At 64.8% G+C, this 18,728-nt stretch carries 21 protein-coding genes; 10 read left to right on the top strand and 11 right to left on the bottom strand.

Annotated elements, in window-relative coordinates; all coding sequences use genetic code 11:
• The first annotated feature begins 27 nt into the window (after window positions 1-27).
• A complete protein-coding gene (locus tag A5745_RS20610) occupies window positions 28-471 on the top strand; it encodes a hypothetical protein (protein ID WP_076059043.1) in 444 nt (147 codons plus the stop codon).
• 19 nt (window positions 472-490) lie between these two features.
• Here the strand turns inward: A5745_RS20610 and A5745_RS20615 are convergent, their stop codons facing one another.
• The 10 genes from A5745_RS20615 to A5745_RS20660 all read right to left on the bottom strand — a co-directional run bounded on the left by A5745_RS20615 (window position 491) and on the right by A5745_RS20660 (window position 9,811).
• Entirely contained in the window at window positions 491-1,666 is a 1,176-nt protein-coding gene (locus A5745_RS20615; RefSeq protein WP_076118529.1) for an acyl-CoA dehydrogenase family protein, read from the bottom strand.
• Window positions 1,650-2,648, bottom strand: coding sequence for an acyl-CoA dehydrogenase family protein (locus A5745_RS20620; RefSeq protein ID WP_076118531.1), 999 nt, complete (start codon window positions 2,646-2,648; stop codon window positions 1,650-1,652). The genes A5745_RS20615 and A5745_RS20620 overlap by 17 nt, the downstream gene beginning before the upstream one ends.
• A 169-nt stretch (window positions 2,649-2,817) precedes the next feature.
• Window positions 2,818-3,471: a nitroreductase family protein gene (locus A5745_RS20625; RefSeq protein WP_076059040.1), complete on the bottom strand. Its 654-nt coding sequence runs from the start codon at window positions 3,469-3,471 to the stop codon at window positions 2,818-2,820.
• A gap of 10 nt (window positions 3,472-3,481) precedes the next feature.
• Window positions 3,482-4,864: an acyl-CoA reductase gene (locus tag A5745_RS20630; protein ID WP_076118533.1), complete on the bottom strand. Its 1,383-nt coding sequence runs from the start codon at window positions 4,862-4,864 to the stop codon at window positions 3,482-3,484.
• Complete coding sequence (locus A5745_RS20635; protein ID WP_076059036.1) at window positions 4,861-6,207, bottom strand: hypothetical protein; 1,347 nt, start codon at window positions 6,205-6,207, stop codon at window positions 4,861-4,863. The genes A5745_RS20630 and A5745_RS20635 overlap by 4 nt, the downstream gene beginning before the upstream one ends.
• Window positions 6,208-6,271: 64 nt before the next feature.
• Window positions 6,272-6,721: a hypothetical protein gene (locus tag A5745_RS20640; protein ID WP_076059035.1), complete on the bottom strand. Its 450-nt coding sequence runs from the start codon at window positions 6,719-6,721 to the stop codon at window positions 6,272-6,274.
• A gap of 10 nt (window positions 6,722-6,731) precedes the next feature.
• Window positions 6,732-7,397 (bottom strand): hypothetical protein, encoded by a 666-nt coding sequence (locus A5745_RS20645; RefSeq protein ID WP_139329714.1) that lies wholly within the window; start codon window positions 7,395-7,397, stop codon window positions 6,732-6,734.
• Window positions 7,398-7,748: 351 nt separating this feature from the next.
• A complete protein-coding gene (locus tag A5745_RS20650; RefSeq protein ID WP_076059031.1) occupies window positions 7,749-8,357 on the bottom strand; it encodes a TetR family transcriptional regulator in 609 nt (202 codons plus the stop codon).
• A 63-nt stretch (window positions 8,358-8,420) separates the two neighbouring features.
• Window positions 8,421-9,167, bottom strand: coding sequence for an alpha/beta fold hydrolase (locus tag A5745_RS20655; protein ID WP_076118535.1), 747 nt, complete (start codon window positions 9,165-9,167; stop codon window positions 8,421-8,423).
• Between the two features lie 11 nt (window positions 9,168-9,178).
• Complete coding sequence (locus tag A5745_RS20660; RefSeq protein ID WP_240562970.1) at window positions 9,179-9,811, bottom strand: TetR/AcrR family transcriptional regulator; 633 nt, start codon at window positions 9,809-9,811, stop codon at window positions 9,179-9,181.
• 68 nt (window positions 9,812-9,879) lie between these two features.
• Between A5745_RS20660 and A5745_RS20665 the strand changes: the two genes are divergently transcribed.
• From A5745_RS20665 to A5745_RS20695, 7 genes are all read left to right on the top strand, one after another.
• A complete protein-coding gene (locus tag A5745_RS20665) occupies window positions 9,880-11,307 on the top strand; it encodes an aldehyde dehydrogenase family protein (RefSeq protein WP_076059028.1) in 1,428 nt (475 codons plus the stop codon).
• 17 nt (window positions 11,308-11,324) lie between these two features.
• On the top strand, window positions 11,325-11,714 hold the full coding sequence (locus A5745_RS20670; RefSeq protein WP_076118537.1) for a carboxymuconolactone decarboxylase family protein: 390 nt from the start codon (window positions 11,325-11,327) through the stop codon (window positions 11,712-11,714).
• On the top strand, window positions 11,711-12,616 hold the full coding sequence (locus A5745_RS20675) for an NAD(P)-dependent oxidoreductase (RefSeq protein WP_076118539.1): 906 nt from the start codon (window positions 11,711-11,713) through the stop codon (window positions 12,614-12,616). Before A5745_RS20670 ends, A5745_RS20675 begins: the two co-directional genes overlap by 4 nt.
• 233 nt (window positions 12,617-12,849) lie before the next feature.
• Entirely contained in the window at window positions 12,850-13,941 is a 1,092-nt protein-coding gene (locus A5745_RS20680; protein ID WP_076118541.1) for an amidohydrolase family protein, read from the top strand.
• 32 nt (window positions 13,942-13,973) lie between these two features.
• Window positions 13,974-15,119, top strand: a complete 1,146-nt coding sequence (locus tag A5745_RS20685; RefSeq protein WP_076118543.1) for an amidohydrolase family protein — start codon at window positions 13,974-13,976, stop codon at window positions 15,117-15,119.
• Between the two features lies 1 nt (window position 15,120).
• Complete coding sequence (locus A5745_RS20690) at window positions 15,121-15,519, top strand: Rieske 2Fe-2S domain-containing protein (RefSeq protein ID WP_076059019.1); 399 nt, start codon at window positions 15,121-15,123, stop codon at window positions 15,517-15,519.
• 15 nt (window positions 15,520-15,534) lie between these two features.
• On the top strand, window positions 15,535-16,401 hold the full coding sequence (locus tag A5745_RS20695; RefSeq protein WP_076118545.1) for an alpha/beta fold hydrolase: 867 nt from the start codon (window positions 15,535-15,537) through the stop codon (window positions 16,399-16,401).
• A gap of 5 nt (window positions 16,402-16,406) precedes the next feature.
• On the opposite strand, the gene A5745_RS20700 is transcribed toward A5745_RS20695, so the two are convergent.
• Window positions 16,407-16,880, bottom strand: coding sequence for a hypothetical protein (locus A5745_RS20700; RefSeq protein ID WP_076118547.1), 474 nt, complete (start codon window positions 16,878-16,880; stop codon window positions 16,407-16,409).
• Window positions 16,881-16,916: 36 nt separating this feature from the next.
• Between A5745_RS20700 and A5745_RS20705 the strand changes: the two genes are divergently transcribed.
• On the top strand, window positions 16,917-18,218 hold the full coding sequence (locus A5745_RS20705; RefSeq protein WP_076118549.1) for an NADH-ubiquinone oxidoreductase-F iron-sulfur binding region domain-containing protein: 1,302 nt from the start codon (window positions 16,917-16,919) through the stop codon (window positions 18,216-18,218).
• Window positions 18,215-18,514 (top strand): ferredoxin, encoded by a 300-nt coding sequence (locus A5745_RS20710; RefSeq protein ID WP_076118551.1) that lies wholly within the window; start codon window positions 18,215-18,217, stop codon window positions 18,512-18,514. Before A5745_RS20705 ends, A5745_RS20710 begins: the two co-directional genes overlap by 4 nt.
• The last annotated feature ends 214 nt before the right edge of the window (window positions 18,515-18,728 follow it).

The raw sequence follows: 18,728 nt of genomic DNA on the forward strand, positions 1-18,728 counted from the left end.
TATTCAGTGCCCAGCGTGTGCGCAGAGATGGGAGACGCATCCGTGAAGAGGTTTGCAGTAGCCATTGCGCTTGCCACGGCCGGGCTCACTCTTGCGCCCACCGCCCACGCAGACATGCTGGTCGGCAACTACCGGGTGCTCACCAACCGCGATCCTGGCCACGTCTGGATTTGGGCGATTCGACCGTGCAGAGATCGCTCACCGGGATGCGTGTCGATGCAAGCCGTACCCCAGCCCAACGGGCAAGCGGCGCCGTGGAAGGCAGACGCTCACCTGTCCAACGGCCAATACACCATGACCGTCGACGTGCCCGATGGCGTGCGCTGCGTGGTCCAGTTCTTCCCGTCCCACGATGTCTATACGTGGGATGCGGCCTCGCTGGCCGGTCAGGTGGTCTCCACCTATGACACGGGATGCGGCGGCGGACCCGGGGGCACAGACACGTATCCCTTCTCGCTCGTGCGGTGGTAGCCGCCTCTGACCGCCGTGGTCAGCCGCGCGGCAGACCGAGCACGCGTTGGGCAATGATGTTCCGCTGGATCTCGGAAGTGCCACCCGCGATCGTGCCGGAAAAGCTTCGGGCATAACGCTCGAACCAGCTGGCGAAGTAGTGGTCGAGATTCATCGGCGCGTACGGACCCGTCTGGCCGGGGTGGATGAGCCCGTCGGATCCGGCGCTGTGCAGGGCAAGCTCCATCCCGCGCAACTCAGCCTCGGACCCAAGCAGTTTGAGCACCGAAATCGCGGCAACGTCGTCTTCGCCGCGCGAAGCGCGGGCCAAGGCCACCGACCCCAACAGCCTCAGCGCCTGCTTGTCCATGATCGTGGTGGCGTATTGGTCGCGTTCGACGGCGGTGGTGGGATGGAAATCGGCGATCGCATTGTCCAGTCGGTCTGCGAAACCCAACCACATCATGGTGCGCTCGTGCCCCAGCGAGCCGTTGGCAACCCGCCATCCCTGATCGAGCTCGCCGACCAGATTTTCGGCCGGCACCCGCACGTCGGTGAAGAACACCTCGTTGAAATCCAGGTCGTCGGCCGCGCAGATCGACGGGAATGGCCGCCGCACCAGGCCCGGGGTGTCGGTCGGGATCAGTAGTGCGCTGATGCCCTTGTGTTTTGGCGCGTCCGGATTGGTTCGCACAAAAGTCAACAGCACGTCGGCGTCGTGGGCACCGGAGGTCCACACCTTCTGGCCGTTGACTACGAAGTGATCGCCGTCAAGTACCGCGCGGGTTCGTAGCGACGCCAGATCGGAGCCGGCGCTGGGCTCGCTCATGCCGAGCGAGGCGGTGATCTCGGCGCGCAGGATCGGCACCGCCCATCGCCGCTTTTGTTCGTCGCTGCCGAACGTCAACAGCGATGCCGCAATGATATTCACGCCCTGCGGGTTGAAGCTGTGGTAGATCCGCCGCCTGCACAGTTCCTCGAGGTGGACGAATTGCTGAATGACCGTCGCGTTGCGCCCGCCGAATTCGGGGGGCTGACCGGGCAGCAGCCAGCCGTTGTCGAACAGCAACCGCTGCCAGCGACGTGCCCATTGCGGCATATGCGAAACGGAACGGGGACGCTCCATGGTTTCGCTTGCGGGAGGGAGGTTCTCGTCGAGGAATGCCGCGAACTCCGCCCGAAACGCTTCGACGTCGGGATCAAAAGTCAGCTGCACGATATTCCTCTGCGATCCGCGCCCGATGTTCCGCCGCGCCGCCGAGCATGAGCTCGCCCGCTTTGGCCCGCTTGAGCGCGAACTGCAAGTCGTTCTCCCAGGTGAATCCCATCGCGCCGTGCAGTTGCAGGCCGTGCCGAAATACCAGCGACTGGCACTCCCCCGCCGACGCTTTCGCCATTGCGGCGGCCAGCCGGCGACGGGGATCGTCGGCCGAGATCGTCAGTGCGGCAAAGTAAGCGAGCGCGCGGGCGCGTTCCACGGCGACATGCATGTCGGCGCACTTGTGCTGGACAGCCTGGAACGAACCGATCGGCACGCCGAATTGCTGCCGGCTGCGGACGTGCTCGAGGACCAGATCCAGGATGCGCTGGCAGGCCCCGACGATGTGAATTGCCATGCCCGCCAACGCAACATGGTGGGCACGCTCGGAGTCAACGGTCAACCGGTCGTCTTCGGACACCCGGATCCCGGCGAAGGACAGGTCGGCGACGTGCAGCACCGGGTCGAAAACCGAAGAGCGCCGGACGGATAACTGATTACCCGCCACCAGGAACACCCCGGCGTCGGTGACCACCGCCAGCCGATCGACGCGATCGCCATCGAGGACGTGTCGTGCCGTGCCGTCCAACACCCAGCCGTCGGAGTCCCGATGCGCCGACACCCCGTTGTGCACGGCGGTCCCCGACTCGTGCGGGTCGAACCGGTCCGCGGCCAGCGGCGCGAACTGGCTCATCGTCGCCAGGAACGGGGTGGGATCGGTCGCACGGCCCAACTCTTCGAGCACGATCGCCAGCTCCACCGTGCCGGCCGGATCATTCAGCTCCGTCCAGCCCTGGTCGACATACGACTTCCACAGCGGGCTCGGATCCACGCCGTCCTCGGCGACGCTGCGCACCAGCGACGGCGGGCACTGCTTGGCGACGACATCGCGCACCGTGCTTTGCCACAGCCGCTGATCGGCATCGAGTTCCAAGAGCATCCGGGCCGCCTCCTGTCGTCAACCGCAATCGCGAGAATACCATTCTCTCTTGCGAAAGTAGTAATCTCGAAAATGGCGTATGACGTGCTGCGCCGAACGTGCACGTAGTGCGAAATCCGCCCCAAAATTTCGCCGTGAGCGCACGTTGGGTACCGGTGCCATGGCGACCCTAGGTCACCGCGGCGACCAAGCCTCCTGCCGACTCACCCCAGCGATCCAGGTTCACGAACTCGGCGAGTGGGCGGCGGCGAAGCGGCCCGTGCTTGCCCTTCGGCCAGCCCACCACGATGTGGCCGGCAACCATCCAGTCATCGGGTATGCCGACGGCTTCCCGCAGCAGTTGCTCGCCGCCGTACGAGGCCCAGCTGGTGAGGCATGCCCCCAATCCTTGCGCGCGGGCCGCGAGCAGAAAGTTCTGCATGGCGGGAAAGATCGAACCGCCGAGCAGGAGTTCGGACGCCGTCGGATAGTGCTGTTGGGCGAACAAGACAGAGGCGAATTCGCCCGCTCGGTCGTGCAATTCGTAGGTCGCGCGGTAGGTGCGAGCCCGGCGACTGTTGTCGTCGGCGGCTGGCCGGGTCATCCCGTATACCGGCTCGATGACTTCCAACGCGTGAGCCGCGGCCTTGGCCACGACGGCCCGCTGCTCGGGTGATCTCAGCACGACGAAGCGCCAGCCTTGAGCGTTGGCCCCCGAGGGAGCCCACCGTGCCGCTTCGAGGCACCGGGCCAGCGTGGCGTCGTCGACCGGCTCGTCGGTGAAGCGTCGAATCGTCCTGGCGGTCGACATCACTTCCCAGATGTCGCTGCTTGCTGCCGTCATGGCTGACAACCTATTCGATGTCGTCGTCGCCCATCCAATGGACGAATCGCTGCAGCGGATACATGGCATCGTGCGGACTACCCAGAACGTGAGCGTTCGCAGTTCCCAAGCGGCACAGGCGTTGAGCCCCGGCGCTGGCCAACCGATCTCGTAGCTGTGCCTTCCGCTCGTACGGGTAAACGCCGATGGTTTGAGTGGCGACGTTGACATAGCGCACCGCTTCGTCGAGCGAATCGACCGTCACGACATTCGACGTCTTGTTGGTGGGCTGGAACTCGACCGGGCTGTCCGACAGGATCACCAGGCCGCGGCCATCGAAGCCGCCCCAGACCTTCAGATCACCCATCGCCTCCATCACCTGGAGTTCTTCGCGGCGTTCGGTCGATAGCGGCAGGCCGCCGGCGGACGCGAACTCACGGTCGACGCCGAGGCGCTCCGCAAGCCTGGCGCAGAACGATTCCACCTGGGGCCCTCGGGCTTCCACAAAGGCGTAGCGGCTCGCCAGGCAGGCCTCCTGGTTGAACACCGTGGTGTCGGCGGCCAGTCGCTCGGCCACCTCGGCGATCCGGTCCGCGGAGTCGAACGCCTCGCGACCGATCATCGAGATCGAGGATTTCGGATCAAACGAGATCAACCGGATGCCGGGTCCCAGGTACCCGATCACGTTGTTGATCGCCTCGCCGCCGCCCCAGGCGACGATGTTGTCGAAGTACTGCGGCCGGTACAGGGTGCGCTCGATCGCGGTGTCCCCGCCCTGCCAGTAAACCGCCGACATCGACCGCACCACGGGATGTTTCGGATCTATTTCGGCCATCGTGCGTAGCACCGCGACCGTGGTGAACGGGTCACTCGAGGGCATCTTGAAGAGGTTGACCGCCTTGACCAACGCACCCTGGGCGATCGACGACACACACCCCGATGGGGCGTTACCCGCCAGCATGTGCACCATCCGCGGCGGGAAGGCCCGGACCGCGCCCTTATTGCCGTACATGTCGACGCGCTCGACCCAGCCGTCGAGCGCCTCCCGGTTGGCAAAGTTCGAATCGACGATGCTTTCCAGCAGTTGCCTGTTCAGGAAATAGGGGGCCTGGCGGTAGAGGTTCTCCACGACGCGCCGCGGCAGGGGATTGGTGGCCGCGATCATTTCGAGGCACTCCTGAAGATGCGGGTTGCGATCCAGGTGCAGGCGTTCCCCCGTCTCGACCAGGAAGTCGACGATCTCGGCCAGCTTCACGTCGAGCAGTGGCGGCAGCTGCGATCGTGGCAACACCAGGGCATCGAGATCGATTGCGGGGGTGACGAAGTCAGCGCCGAGATCACGTGATCGGTGGCGGACGGCGTCACCTTCAACCAAGGTGCCCTGCACGAAATGGGGCGCCGACAACGTGGTCATGCGATTCCTCGCACGTACGCGTCGATACTGCCTGCGCAGGTGATTTTGTCGCCGCCCGGCAGGTCGGCGTAGCGGGTGATGTCGCGGCCCACGGTCGGGCCCTGGTGACCGCACGGGCATCTCGCGAGGCTGACGCTGACCCGGTCCCCGCTGATCACTCCGCCCCAGCGGCCGTCGATCGACGCATCGAAAAAGGCTGCCCGGGCCTCGATCTCACCGTTACCTGGATCCAGCAATTTCTCTCCGGTGGTGTCCAACGGCAGCAGCATCACCCAGGGCGATATGTGGTATCGCTCGGCATGGCAGAGTGGGAACGTCGCGTTGATCTCTCGCATGCTGTACGCGTGGTACAGCCGCTCCTCGGCGACGTTGAATGTCCCCAGCACGTATTCGCGGTAATTCTCGGGTAGCGCAGCGCCTTTGAGACCCCCGGCGACCATCATCGCGTTGTTGGGATGGAAATCGTCGCCTCCGTGGCCGTTGGCGCGGATGCCCTCCGCGATCTGATACAGGGTGGCGAACATACCCGTCGCCAACAGGGGCAGGTCGCGGGCCTCGATCACCGCATCGATGGCCTTTTTCGCTGAGGTATCCATATCGCTCGCCCGCTGCGCGGCGATGCGTTCGAACTCGGCGATCTCGTTGGGGCGGGCGGTGCCATCGGCCAGCTTGCGCCGCAAGGTGATCATGTCCACCATCGACCCGACGGTGATCGGCTCGCCGTCCCCGAACTGGTAGGGCGGGTATCGCGACGAGAAGCAGTCGACCATGGCCTGCCGGATCGCGTCCTCGCGGGGGGCGGCGAATTGCGGCCCCAAGCCGAGGAATTTGCGATCCTCGCCGCGGGTGAGGCCGGTTGCCCACAACAGCGCCTCGGTGTTGATCCGCGCCGAGAGTTCGATGTCGCCCTCGGTGCAGGACAGCATGGCCGGCTTCCCGGTGGTGCCGCTGGAACACGATAGATAGTGGCCGACGGTCTCCAGCCGCTTGATCCAGTCGTCGAGCGTCTGCGCCCCGTCGGTGTCGAGGCCCTCCACGCCACGCGCCGACACCGTGGCCAGCCACTTGCCCATCCGGTCCCAGCGCCGCTCGTTGAGCCATCCTTCCGCGTAGGTCTTGTAGGTGGTGTGGGCGAAGAGCAGGGGCACCAGGTCGGCGGGCTCTTTGATTTCTTTCACCCCGCCCGATTCCGCGCGGTTGGCCAAGAGCGGAATGCTCGCGGCCTGACTCTGCAGCCGCTCGTCGGCCGCTGCCAGCTGCAGAGGCAACAAATCGGCGGGAGGGATGTCGAAGCAATCGTTGGACCCGACCAACTCCACCAGCCGTTCAGTTGCAGACGCCATCCGTGACTCCTCGTCGAACCGGGATTAAGTACACACAATTGTATATTATTGTCCGACGTTCGGGTCAGGGATGTGGGGCCGCAGCGCTGCGCTCTGCTTGCTGCCGGGCAATGCGCTGGTCGTGGATTCTGACCAGCTCACGGAACCCGAGCCGTGGGTATTGCGGTACGGGTTGGATTCCCCATGTGTCCTTCGCCGTGGTGATGCCTGCGCCCTCCGGCGCGCCATGGAGCGGTGGGCCGGGGAACGGGTAGGGGTACTGGCATTCCAGCGACTCGTTGTTGTACCGCACCTTCATCAGCTCACTGCAGATGTCGCGGAAGCTCAGGGTCGGATAGCCGTACCAGACGGCCAAAAATGGCAGGGTGAAGGCGCCCTCGATGACGAGCCCGACCAGACAAACCATGATGCCGCGCCTCAGCCACTTGTGCAGGCGCGCATACTCTTTGGTGGTGCCCATGGGCAAGTCCTCGGTCGCGGCGACATCCGGCGACTCGCTCTCCGGTGTGATCATTGGATTCTCCTTAGTCCGAAAAGATTTCGCGATTGACGGTGTGCAGATACGGAATCGCGAGGAACGGGGTGATGTACATGATGTCGTAGATCCACCAGCCCAAGACCGGGAAAACCACTCCGGCATAACGAACATCGGCATACACGGTCATGTTCATCACGTAGCCGATCCAGATCACCACCCCGAACCAACACGTCACCAGCAGCCACTGGTGGCCCCATCGCTTCATCTGCAGGAAAGCGATGGCCGCCGCGATGCGCATTGGAAACACGGTCAGGATGAGGGCGACTTCCCAACCCTTCTCCCCCGGCGCGCTGGCCCCACCGATCCAAAGCTGGTTGTAGTGCCAGAAGTACCCGGCGTCAAAAGCGTTGCCCCATCCCGTATATAGGACCCGGTAGACGAGCGTGTGGTTGGCGACCATATCGAGGATCCAGCCCTGCAGGTTGAGGCCCGCATCCAGGATGACCAGGTAGCCGATCAACGTGACCATGATCGGGCGCACCGACAGGCCCGATTTCAGCGCCCGCCGAAGCAACGCCAACCCGTACAGGAACAAGGGCAGGCCGAAGATGCCCGGCACGTTGGCTCCCATCAGCAACGTCCCGGCTATCAGCCACTTGTCGGCGCGGCGTTGCGCCGAGCGACTCTGCTCCAGGTGGTCATCCAGTGACATCGATGGGACGGCTGCAGTGACCGTGTCTTGGCTTCTGCCGGAAAGGCGGTTGGCCAGTGGTGAATTCACGTTTCCTCCTACCAGTTCCGGGTCGCCCACATCGACAGTTGGATGCCGAACATGAGCAACAGATAGCCGTAGATGAAGATCTGAAAGACGATCAGTGCCCGCTTTCGCTGCCGTTCCCTCTCGTTCACAGGTGGTCACCCTTTCCCTAGAAGGTGCCGATGCCGCGCATCACGTAGTACCAAAAACCAACCAGCGCAGCGGCTGCGCCCCATCCGAAGGCGAGGCATACCAATTCCTGCCACACGGTCGAACCTCCAATCGTTGGATTGACGCCCGGTCGGGTTACCTGGCCTCGAGACCGCGTCGCGTGCTGGCGACGAACTCGTCGAGAACACGACCACGGGCGGGCTTGGAGTCGTGGTTGGTAACGAGTAGCGCGTAGCACCCCAGCAAGAAGAAGAGCGCGCTGTTTTCGGGGTCGGCGTCCGGATGGGCCGCACCGTGCTGCTGCGCCCGCCTGATCTCTTGAGCGACGAGTGCGACCAGTGGATGGTCCGTCGGTTTGCCGAATCCGGGCGGGCGAGTCTGGGAAAAATGCAGAGCCAGAACATCTCTGAATAGGCGTGTGCCCAGTCGGGATTCCGCCGCCACCACCAGGCGTACCACCTCCGACAGGGTCGACCACAGGTCGGGCTCGGCCGCGACGAAGCGGCCCAGGTCGCCGGCGAGCCGCGTGACGAGGTTGCGCTCGACCTCCTCGAGCACGTGCTCTTTGGTCGGGAAATGGAAGTAGAACGTCCCGCGGGCGATGCCCGCCGCGGAGATGATCGCGCCGATATCGGCGTCCGCTACGCCCGCCCGTTTGAACTCGGCCAGCGCGGCGTCGTAGACGCGCTGGCGCGTCTCGAGTCGCTGCGCTTGCCGTCCGCGTGGCTTCGCATCGGTAGTCATTGCTTGCAATCGTGAACTCATCACTGACAAATGTCAATGACAAATTTCAGCGAAAGCCCTGTCCTAGTTGTCGGCGTGCGCTCGGCAGCGTCGCGCCAAGATGGTGGCCAAGCGCGCGGGGTCGGAGAACATCACGTCGTGGCAGCTGTCGAGGCAAATCATGGTGTCGACGCCGCCGAGCGATTTGATCGCGTACAGCTGCTGACGTACCGACAGCGCTCGATCATCCAGCGTCATGATCCACGTCCGCGGAACGTCGGCGGGCAGGTCGCTGCGATCGGCTGGCTCGAAAATCACGTTCGGCGATTCCATGCACAGTCGCGACAGCGTTAGCCTCCGCTGCTCACGCGTCATGCCATTGCAGAATGCGTAACGCGCCAGAGCGGGAGGCATTGGGAACGACCTTCTTTCGATCCAGCGGGCCGAGCGCGCCACCGGAGCAAGTGGCCCGCGCAGAGTGTCCACGATCGACTTGCCCTGCGGTGGGACGAACGCCGCCAGCAGGACCATCTCGCGCACCCGCGCTGCCCCGAGCTTGGCGACGATGCCCGGGACGGTGAGCCCCGCCATCGAATGCCCAACGACCACAACCTCGCCCAACCCGGCGTCCTCGATGTCGGCTACGGCGGAGTTCACCCAGTCGCTGACGGTGACGGTCGCCAAATTCGCCGGCTTGCCGGCGCGGCCGGGCAGATCAACCGCGAGGACCCGCAATTCGGGTGCCTGCCTGGCCAATTCGGCAACGGTCAGATCCCAGCAGTCGGCGGCGTGCGCGCCACCGTGCACCAGCACAAGACCGGGCCACGCCATTGCGGGAGACCTCAGTCGCGGGGCTGGACGCCGCGCAGGAACAAATCGACCGCGTGCTGCAAGTGCCGCTCCTCCTCGTCGGCGCTGCGGTAGATACCGCAGTCCGCCAGTCGCGCGGGTAGATGCTCGATCATCGCAATGAAGTGGCCCGCGGTTAGCTCCAGGTCGTCAACCGTGATGCTTCCGTTCTCCTGGTGGCGTCGCAGCAGATCCATGACCTGCCGGTGGCGTGGCGACCAGGTCATCGAGTGCGCACTGACCGCGAACTCGGGAAACCGCGCCGACTCGCTCATGGCAATGCGTGTCAGACGCACGATGTCCGGGTCGATGGCGCGGGCGAGTCCGGCCCGGCCGAGTGCGATCAGGGAGGCGCGCAGGTCGCGTTCGTCGATGTCGTTGTCCGCTTCGCGCTCGGTCCTGCGCGTCAGCGCCCAGGGAATGACGTCGACGAAGACCGCGCGTTTGTCGGGATAGCGAGCATAGAGAGTGCGCCGCGTGATGCCGGCCGCTCTGGCGATCGCTTCCATGGTGGCCCCGTCGTAGCCATACTTGACGAACGTCGCCACGGCGGCCTTGCGCAACTTCTGGTGTAGCTTCTTGGCCTCGGCCTGAGTCGGCCGTCCGCGCCGAGTCGTTGTCACCACGACGCAAAGTATATATACAGTGTCGTATAAATAATCGTTGGCGCGACGCACGACAGTCAGGGGTCACCGTGACCATCACACAGTCGTTCATCGATGGCGAATCGGTGGCCTCGGCGGACCTGTACGACAACATCGACCCGGCTACCGGCCGATCGCTGGGACCGGTGGCGCGCGGCGGCACAGACGAAGTCGATCGCGCGGTGACAGCGGCGCGTCCGGCCCTGCAGTCTTGGCGGGGCGTTTCACCGGCGGAACGCGCGACCCTGCTGACGCGGGTCGCCGATCTCATCGACCATGATCACGAGCGGTTGGCCCGGATCGAAAGCGAGGACACCGGAAAGCCGTTGAGCCAGGCGCGCGCGGACGCGACGGTCGCCGCTCGGTACTTCCGTTTCTACGGGCACGCGATCGACAGCTACTACGGCCAAACCATCCCGCTGTCAATGGATCTGCACGCGTATACCCGACGCGAACCTTTCGGAGTCACCGGTCACATCGTCGCCTGGAACTACCCGATGCAACTGCTGGCCCGCGCCGTGGCTCCGGCGATTGCGGTGGGCAATTGCGCGGTGGTCAAACCGGCGGATGAAACACCGCGCACCGCAGTGGAATTGGCCCGGCTCGCGGTTCAGGCCGGCCTACCGCATGGCGTCTTCAACGTGGTGACGGGAATCGGCGCCGAAGCCGGCGCCGCCCTGACCGCACACCCCGAGGTCGACCATCTGGGCTTTGTCGGATCGACCCAGATCGGCTCGGTGGTCGCCCATGCGGCCGCCGACCGGGTGGTGCCGACGACCCTGGAACTGGGCGGGAAATCGCCGCAAATAGTTTTCCCCGACGCGCATCTGGACCGCGCCGCCGAGTCGATCGTCAAGGCGATCCTGCAGAACGCCGGTCAAACCTGCTCGGCCGGCTCGCGGCTACTGGCCCATGATTCGATTCACGACAACTTGGTGGACACGGTCTGCCGGCTCATGGAGTCGGCGACGATTGGCCCCGGCATCGACGACCGCGATCTCGGACCGCTGATCTCGCACAAGCAGCAGCAACGGGTGCAATCGATGGTCGGCGGCGACATCAAGGGCGAAATCCGTTGCGGCGGAGGCCCGCCGGAGGACGCACGGCTTGCCGATGGTGCATATTTCGCTCCGACCGTGATCGCCGACGTCGATCCCGCCTCGCCGATCGCGCAGGAGGAGATCTTTGGTCCGGTGCTCACCGTCAACAGATTCTTCGACGAGGACGAGGCAATCAGCCTGGCCAACGGCACGCAATATGGGTTGATCGCCGCGGTGTGGACCACCGACCTGTCCCGCGCCCACCGGCTCGCCGCCGAGATCCAGGCGGGACAGGTCTACGTCAACACCTACGGCGCCGGCGGCGGCGTGGAGCTGCCGTTCGGGGGCTTCAAGAAGTCAGGGTACGGCCGCGAGAAGGGTTACCAAGCGCTCGACACCTTTACGACCACCAAGACGGTCGTCGTGCGGCTGGAATGAGGTAAAGGAGAACACCATTGGATCCCGACACCTACCGGCGCGGGCTGCAGATTCGCTCCGCAGTACTGGGCGAGGAGTATGTCAATCAGGCATTGGCCAACGCCGATGACTTCACCAAACCCCTGCAGGATCTCATCACCGAATACTGCTGGGGTGCGGTGTGGGGCCGTGAACAGCTGCCCCGCAAGACCCGCAGCATGCTCAACTTGGCGATGATCTCGGTGCTCAACCGGCCCAACGAATTGCGAACCCACGTCGAGGCGGCGCTCACCAACGGCGTCAGTCGGGAAGAGATCCGCGAGATCTTTCTGCAGGTCGCGATCTATGCCGGCATGCCGGCCGCCGTCGACAGCTTTCGTATCGCCCGCGAAGCATTCGCCGAAATCGACAAGACCTCGGACCGATGACGCAGCTCGGGTTCATCGGGCTGGGCAACATGGGTTTTCCCATGGCTCGTCGGCTGCTCCAGGAGCATCACGACGTCGTCGCCTTCGACACTCGCGGCGACGCGCTCGAGCGCGTTGTCGCGCTCGGGGCCCACGCCGCGTCGTCGGTCAAAGAGGTCGCCGACCGGACCGAGACCGTGATGGCCAGCCTTCCCACGCCCGCCGCGTCACTCGAAGTCGCGACGGGCGCGCAAGGAGTGATTGAGGGCGCGCGGGTCAGGCGCTATGTCGACCTGTCAACCGTCGGGAGCCAGACGGCCGTGCGAATCCATGATCGTCTGGCCGCACGGAACATCGTTGCGATCGACAGCCCCGTCAGCGGCGGGGTCGGCGGAGCCGCAAAGGGAGCGCTCGCCGTCATGGTGTCCGGCCCACGCAACGAATTCGACGTCATACGAACGGCACTCGAGGCCATCGGCCGGCCGTTCTACATCGGCGACAAACCGGGCTCGGCGCAGACGATGAAGCTCGTCAACAACATCCTGGCCGCCAACGTCTTGGCCGCGACGTCCGAAGTCGTGGTGATGGGCGTCAAGGCCGGTCTCGACCCCAGCGTGATGATCGAGGTGCTCAACGCGGGTTCGGGTGCGACCAGCGCAAGTCGCGACAAGTTCCCCCGCGCCATCCTGCCGCGAACATTCGATTACGGCTTCGCCACCGGGCTGATGCTCAAGGATGTGCGCCTGTATCTCGACGAAGCCAAGGCGCTTGGGGTGCCCGCCGACGTTGCCGAAACGATCGGCCGGCTCTGGGAAACGACCGCGCGAGATCAGGGTCCCGATTCCGATTTCACGACGGTGATCAAACCGCTGGAGAAGGCCGCGGACGTCACCGTCGGCCGGGCCGACGCGGCGCCGGACTAAGCCGTCCCGGCAACTTCGGCGGCGCGCGCGGCGCTCGACGACGGCTGGGAGAATGGTATTATCCTGGCTGAAGAACGATACTTGCCCACCTGGTGGAAAAACAGCCCACTACCAGCGGCGATGTTTAACCGAAACGCTTACCGGAAATGCATTGATCGACGGCCGATCAGAATGTTAGGTTATCTATCATATGACTGATCTCCACTCGCTTTGGCTACCGGAGGGCGGCTTCCGTGATCGAGCACGCTGACGGAACCCGCATGCCGGTGATCGACGCCAGCGTGCACATCTTCTTTGCGTCGAACAAGGACCTGCGCTCGTTCCTGCGTGAGCCGTTCAAGAGCCGTGGTTTTCCCGACTACGAGATGGACTGGTACGGGTCACCGGGCGGCGAGTACGCACCGAACACCGAGGGGCCGGATCGGCAGTACCCAGGGTCGGACCCGGAATTCGTTGCCCACGAACTGTTTTCGAAGCGCGGCGTCGACGTGGCCGTCCTCCATCCGATGGGTCGCGGCATCATGCCCGACCGGCATTTGGGGAGTGCACTGCATGCCGCCCACAACGAGATGATGGTCTCGCGCTGGCTCGAGCACAGCGGGTTCGGTGACCGCTTCCGCGGCACCATCCGCGTCAACCCCGACGACATAGCCGGCGCGGTGCGTGAGATCGAGAAATGGCGCGAGCACCCGCGCGTGGTCCAGATCGGCGTCCCGCTGCAGTCCCGCGAGCTCTACGGCAAGCCCCAGTTCTGGCCCCTGTGGGAGGCGGCCGCCGACGCGAACCTTCCGGTCGCGGTGCATATCGAATCGGGGGAGGGCATCGGGTTTCCGCCGACGCCGTCCGGACACACGCTGACCTATGAGCAGTACGTCAGTTTCATGGCGCTCAACTACGTGTATCACCTGATGAACATGATCGCCGAGGGCGTGTTCGAGCGCTTTACAAGCCTCAAGTTCGTCTGGGCCGACGGCGCCGCGGACTTCCTGACACCCTTCATCTGGCGCATGGACACCTTCGGCCGGCCACACCTGGAACAGACGCCGTGGGCGCCGCGGATTCCCAGCGACTACCTCCCGGGCCACGTGTACTTCGTCCAGGGCGCCCTCGACGGTCCCGGCGACGCCGAGTTCGCCGGTGAATGGTTCGGCTTCACCGGCAAGGAAGACATGGTGATGTTCGGATCCAGTTATCCGCACTGGCAGTGCGGTGACGTCACGAAGCTGCCCAAAGCACTGTCCGCCGAACAGCGCGAGAAGGTGTGTTGGCGCAACGCGGCCAACCTGTACGGGATCGACGTTTCCGTCGACTTAGCAGCGGGCTAGTCGCAGAATAGAGAAAGACCGAGGAGTTCGAAATGACGTTGACCCATACGCAGGAACGTGTTCCCGCCGCCGAGCGCATAGCCGTCCGGTGCGTCGACTCGGACGTCCACCCGGTGCCCAAACGGGGCGAGATCACCCAGTACATACCCGAGCCCTGGCGCAGCAAGGTTTTCCTGGACCATCGGGTGGGCGAGCTGATCTACTACGACGCTCCCGACTACGCGCACAGCTTCGCGATGCGCACCGACACCTTTCCGCCCGATGGCGAGTTCCCCGGCAGCGATCCGGACATGGCCTTCCGCCAGCTGATTATGGAAGCGGGTTCGGACATCGCGATCCTCGAGCCCGGCGGCCGCACGCCGCGGCTTGCCGAGGCGCATCAGGCGTATTCGACCGCACTCAATCACTGGCAAGCGAATCACTGGCTGGACAGCCACAACAACTGGCATGAGCGCTGGCGCGGTTCGATCTGCGCGGCGATCGAGGATCCCGAGGGCGCGGCACGCGAGATCGAGACGTGGGCCGGGCACCCGTACATGGCGCAGATCCTGATCAAGGCCGAGCCGCGGCCGTCATGGGGTCACCCGAAGTACAACCCGATCTGGGAGGCCGCCACCAAGCACGACATCACCGTGAGTTGTCACCTGTCGCGCAGCAACTACGAGATGCTGCCGACCCCGCCGGTGGGTTTCCCCAGCTACAACCACGACTTCATGGTGACCTACTCGCTCTTGGCCGCGAACCAGGTGATGAGCCTGGTCTTCGACGGCGTCTTCGATCGGTTCCCGACGCTGCGGATCGTGTTCGTCGAGCACGCGTTCACCTGGATCCTGCCGCTGATGTGGCGCATGGACGCCATCTACGAAGCCCGCAAGTCGCGCGTCGACATCAAGCGCAAGCCGTCCGAGTACGTCAAAGAGCACATCAAATTCACCACCCAGCCGCTGGACTACCCGGAAGACAAGACCGAGTTGACCCGCGCGATGGAGTGGATGGAGTGCGACAAGATCCTGCTGTACTCCTCGGACTACCCGCACTGGACGTTCGACGACCCCCGCTGGCTGGTCAAGCACCTTCCCAAGGCAGCGCGGGATGCGGTGATGTATAAGAACGGCATCGCGACCTATCACTTGCCGGAGACGGTGCCGGTCCTCGAGGGCCAAGTCCGGGTGCTCTGAGTTGGCGGAAGAAACCAAGCGGCCCGAGCCCCGCCTCGCCCAGGGCCGCGAGCATGTTGTCGCGACAGTAGACGAGATCCCGCCGGGTACCCACAAGCTGGTGCCGATCGGGCGCCACGGCGTGGGCGTCTACAACGTCAACGGAACGTTCTATGCGATCGCGAACTACTGCCCACACCAGGGCGGACCGCTGTGCTCGGGGCGTCCGCGTGGTCGCACCATCGTCGACGAGACCGCTCCCGGTGACGCGGTCATGGTGCGAGACCTGGAATACATCTATTGCCCTTGGCACCAATGGGGTTTCGAGCTGGCGACCGGCACGACGGCGGTCAAGCCGGAGTGGAGCATCCGCACCTACCCGGTGCGTGTCGTCGGCAACGACGTTCTGGTGATGGCGTAACTACAGGAGAGTCGCGTGGCATCTATCGAGGTGAACGGTGGGAACGTCGTCTACGAAATCCTCGGTGACTCAGGCGATCTCATCGCCCTGACGCCGGGCGGGCGGTTCAGCAAGGAAATCCCGGGTCTGCGTCCGCTGGCCGAAGCGCTGGTCGCGGGTGGCTACCGCGTATTGCTGTGGGACCGGCCCAATTGCGGAGCCTCCGACGTGCAGTTCTACGGGCAAAGCGAGTCGCACATGCGCGCCGAAACCCTGCGCGGCCTGCTGGGTCAGCTCGGTGTCGAACGATGCATCATCGCCGGCGGCTCCGGTGGGGCAAGGGATTCCATGCTTACGACGATGCTCTACCCGGAGATGGTGGAGAAGCTGGTGGTGTGGAACATCGTCGGCGGTATCTACGGCACATTCGTGCTGGGGTCCTTCTACATCATCCCCAGCATTCTGGCCGCGCGGGGAACCGGAATGGACGGTGTGATCAAGGTTTCCGAGTGGCGGGACCGCATCGAAGAGAACCCGGCAAACAAGCAGCGATTTCTCGATTTCGACAAGGACGAGTTCCTCAAGGTGATGCTGCGCTGGCTCAACGCGTTCGTGTCCAAGCCGGGCCAGACCATCCCGGGCGTCGAGGACGAGATGTTCGAACGAATCCAGGTGCCCACCTTGATTATTCGCGGCGGCGAGAACGACTGGGATCATCCCAAACGGACGTCGCTGGAAGTCAGCTGCCTGATCAAGGGCTCCAAACTGATCGATCCGCCCTGGCCGGAGGATGCCTGGGAGCGTGCCTCCGAAGAACGCGCGGCCGGCAAGGTTTCGCACTTCAACATGTTCGACACCTGGGTGCAGGCCGCGCCCGCAATCCTCGAATTCCTGGGCAGCTGATGCGTTTACTCCGTGCGAATGTGGACCTCACAGTTGAGCGACGCCTCGAGCGCCGTGTGGATCCGGCTCTCCGGGATGCGCTCGAGGTCGGCCTCGCGCAGCGTCACATAGACGATGTCGAAGCCGTCATCGCCTGGGACGCGCGCGATTTCGCCGGTGAGTCCGAACCCAGCCAGCACACCGCGGGCATCGTCGTCGGTTCCCCTGCTGACGAAGGTGACCACGCCGAGCGTCGGAGCGGTGCTGAACGCCTTGGCGCACAGGCCCATTGCGGCCTGCTGTGCCGCGTCGACGTCGTCGGCCGCAATGAGCAGCTCGACCTCACGGCGGTTGGCCGGCATAGCCGCGAGATTGTTTTCGACCACCCCGGCGCCGATCTCGTCACCGAGCCCGAGGAGGTCGTTCATGCCGTCTTCTAATTGCGCAGGCGTGAGCACACTTCCCGGGTCGACGTTCACGCGCACCACCGCAGTCCGCATGTGCGCAAGCCTAACTAAGACGACGGCGGGCCTGCAGTGAACACCGCCCAATCCACCAACATCACCACCGCCAGCGCACCTGGATGCCAACCCCGGTTACTGGGCGAACAACCCCGTCGCGAAGACCTCGCGTCGTATCAACGCCTCGGCGGTTACCACCCGCTTGCCGACGCGGAGCAATTGCTGGCCGAGGTCGAGTCCAGTGGGCTGGTGGGCCGCGGCGGCGCGGCTTTCCCGCTGGCGGTGAAGTTGCGCACCGTGCGCGACAACGGGCGCCTGGCCGGTGGCACGGTCGTCGTCGCCAATGGCGAAGAGGGAGAACCGGCTTCGGTCAAGGACCGATGGCTGCTGCGCAACCGCCCGCACCTGGCTCTGGACGGATTGCGACTGGCCGCGGCGATCGTCGCCGCGGACCGCACATATATGTACGTATCCGACCCGGAGTCGGCGCACAGTGTCCAAGCTGCGCTGGGCGAGGTCGAGCCGAACGCGTTCGGCGGCGTCACCGTCGACTTGATCACGGTGCAGCCCGGCTACGTGGCCGGCGAGGAGACCGCGGCGGTTCGGATGATCAACGGCGGCCCGGCCAAGCCGACGGACAAGCCTCCGCGACCATTCGAAGCGGGTGTGGGCGGGCGGCCCACGCTGGTGAGCAATGTCGAGACCCTGGCCAATCTGCCTTACCTGCAGCGCCACGGCTCGGCGGCGTTCCGTTCGCAGGGCACGCCGCTGTCCTCGGGTACCTTCCTGGCCACCATCACCGGCGCCGGCCGACCCCCTGCCCTCTACGAACTGCCCCACGGCATACCGTTCACCGAACTGCTTGCGCTGCACGGTGTTTCGCCCGACCAGGTGCGGGGGGCGCTGTTGGGCGGCTATTTTTCGGGTTTCCTCAACCGCGACGTGCTGGAGACGACGCTCGATCACGAGACGATGCGACGCTTCGGCAGCGGCTTGGGCTGCGGCGCGATCACGGTGATCACTGACGACTGTCCGGTTGCTGTTGCGGCGTCGGTCCTGGCCTACTTCGACCGCGAAAACGCCGACCAATGCGGGTCGTGCTTCAACGGGACGGCCGCGATGGCCGCCGCGGCCGGGGCGTTGCGCGACGGCGCCGCGACGGCCGAAGACGTCGATCGATTGCGCCGCTGGTCGGTGGTGCTGCGCGGACGCGGCGCCTGCGCCACGTTGGACGCCGCCACCAACGTTGCCGCCACGCTGCTCAAGCAGTTCCCGGACGACGTTGCACGCCATCTCGACGGGAGCTGCACGGACTGCCGCGACCACCCGTTCCGCTTCGACCGGCCGTATGAGGCGGAAGCTGCGAGGCAGGCATGAAAATTCGTTTGGACCGCACCGTCTGCGACGGCTTCGGCATCTGCGCCAAGCACGCGCCGGGCTACTTCTCGTTGGACGACTGGGGCTACGCGTCGCTCATCGGCGATGGCACCGTGGCCGAGTCGGACCGCGACGCCGTCAAGCGCGCACTGTTGGACTGCCCGGTGCACGCCATCACCGAGATCGGCGACCGCACGCCCACCGTCCCCCATCCATTTCACAGCGAGTCGGACGAGGATCCCGCCCCGCACGTCAAAACCGAATCGAACGAAGCCCAATGGGGTTTCACGCGGTGATCTTGCCGGCGTGTAGTCGGGGCTGAACAACTTTCGCCACACACATAACGGGCCGTCGGGGAACCATAGGTTTGCCCGCCTCTCAGCGACAACCCCGCGGCTACGCCTATCCCTTCCGCGAAGGGGAAGTGACGGGCGCCCAGCCGAGGCATAGGCTGAAGCGAGCCAAGGTCGGGGATGTTGCCCTGGGAGGCCCACCATGAAGTGGTTCGGT

Source organism: Mycobacterium sp. IS-2888 (assembly GCF_001954215.1).
Lineage (GTDB): Bacteria > Actinomycetota > Actinomycetes > Mycobacteriales > Mycobacteriaceae > Mycobacterium.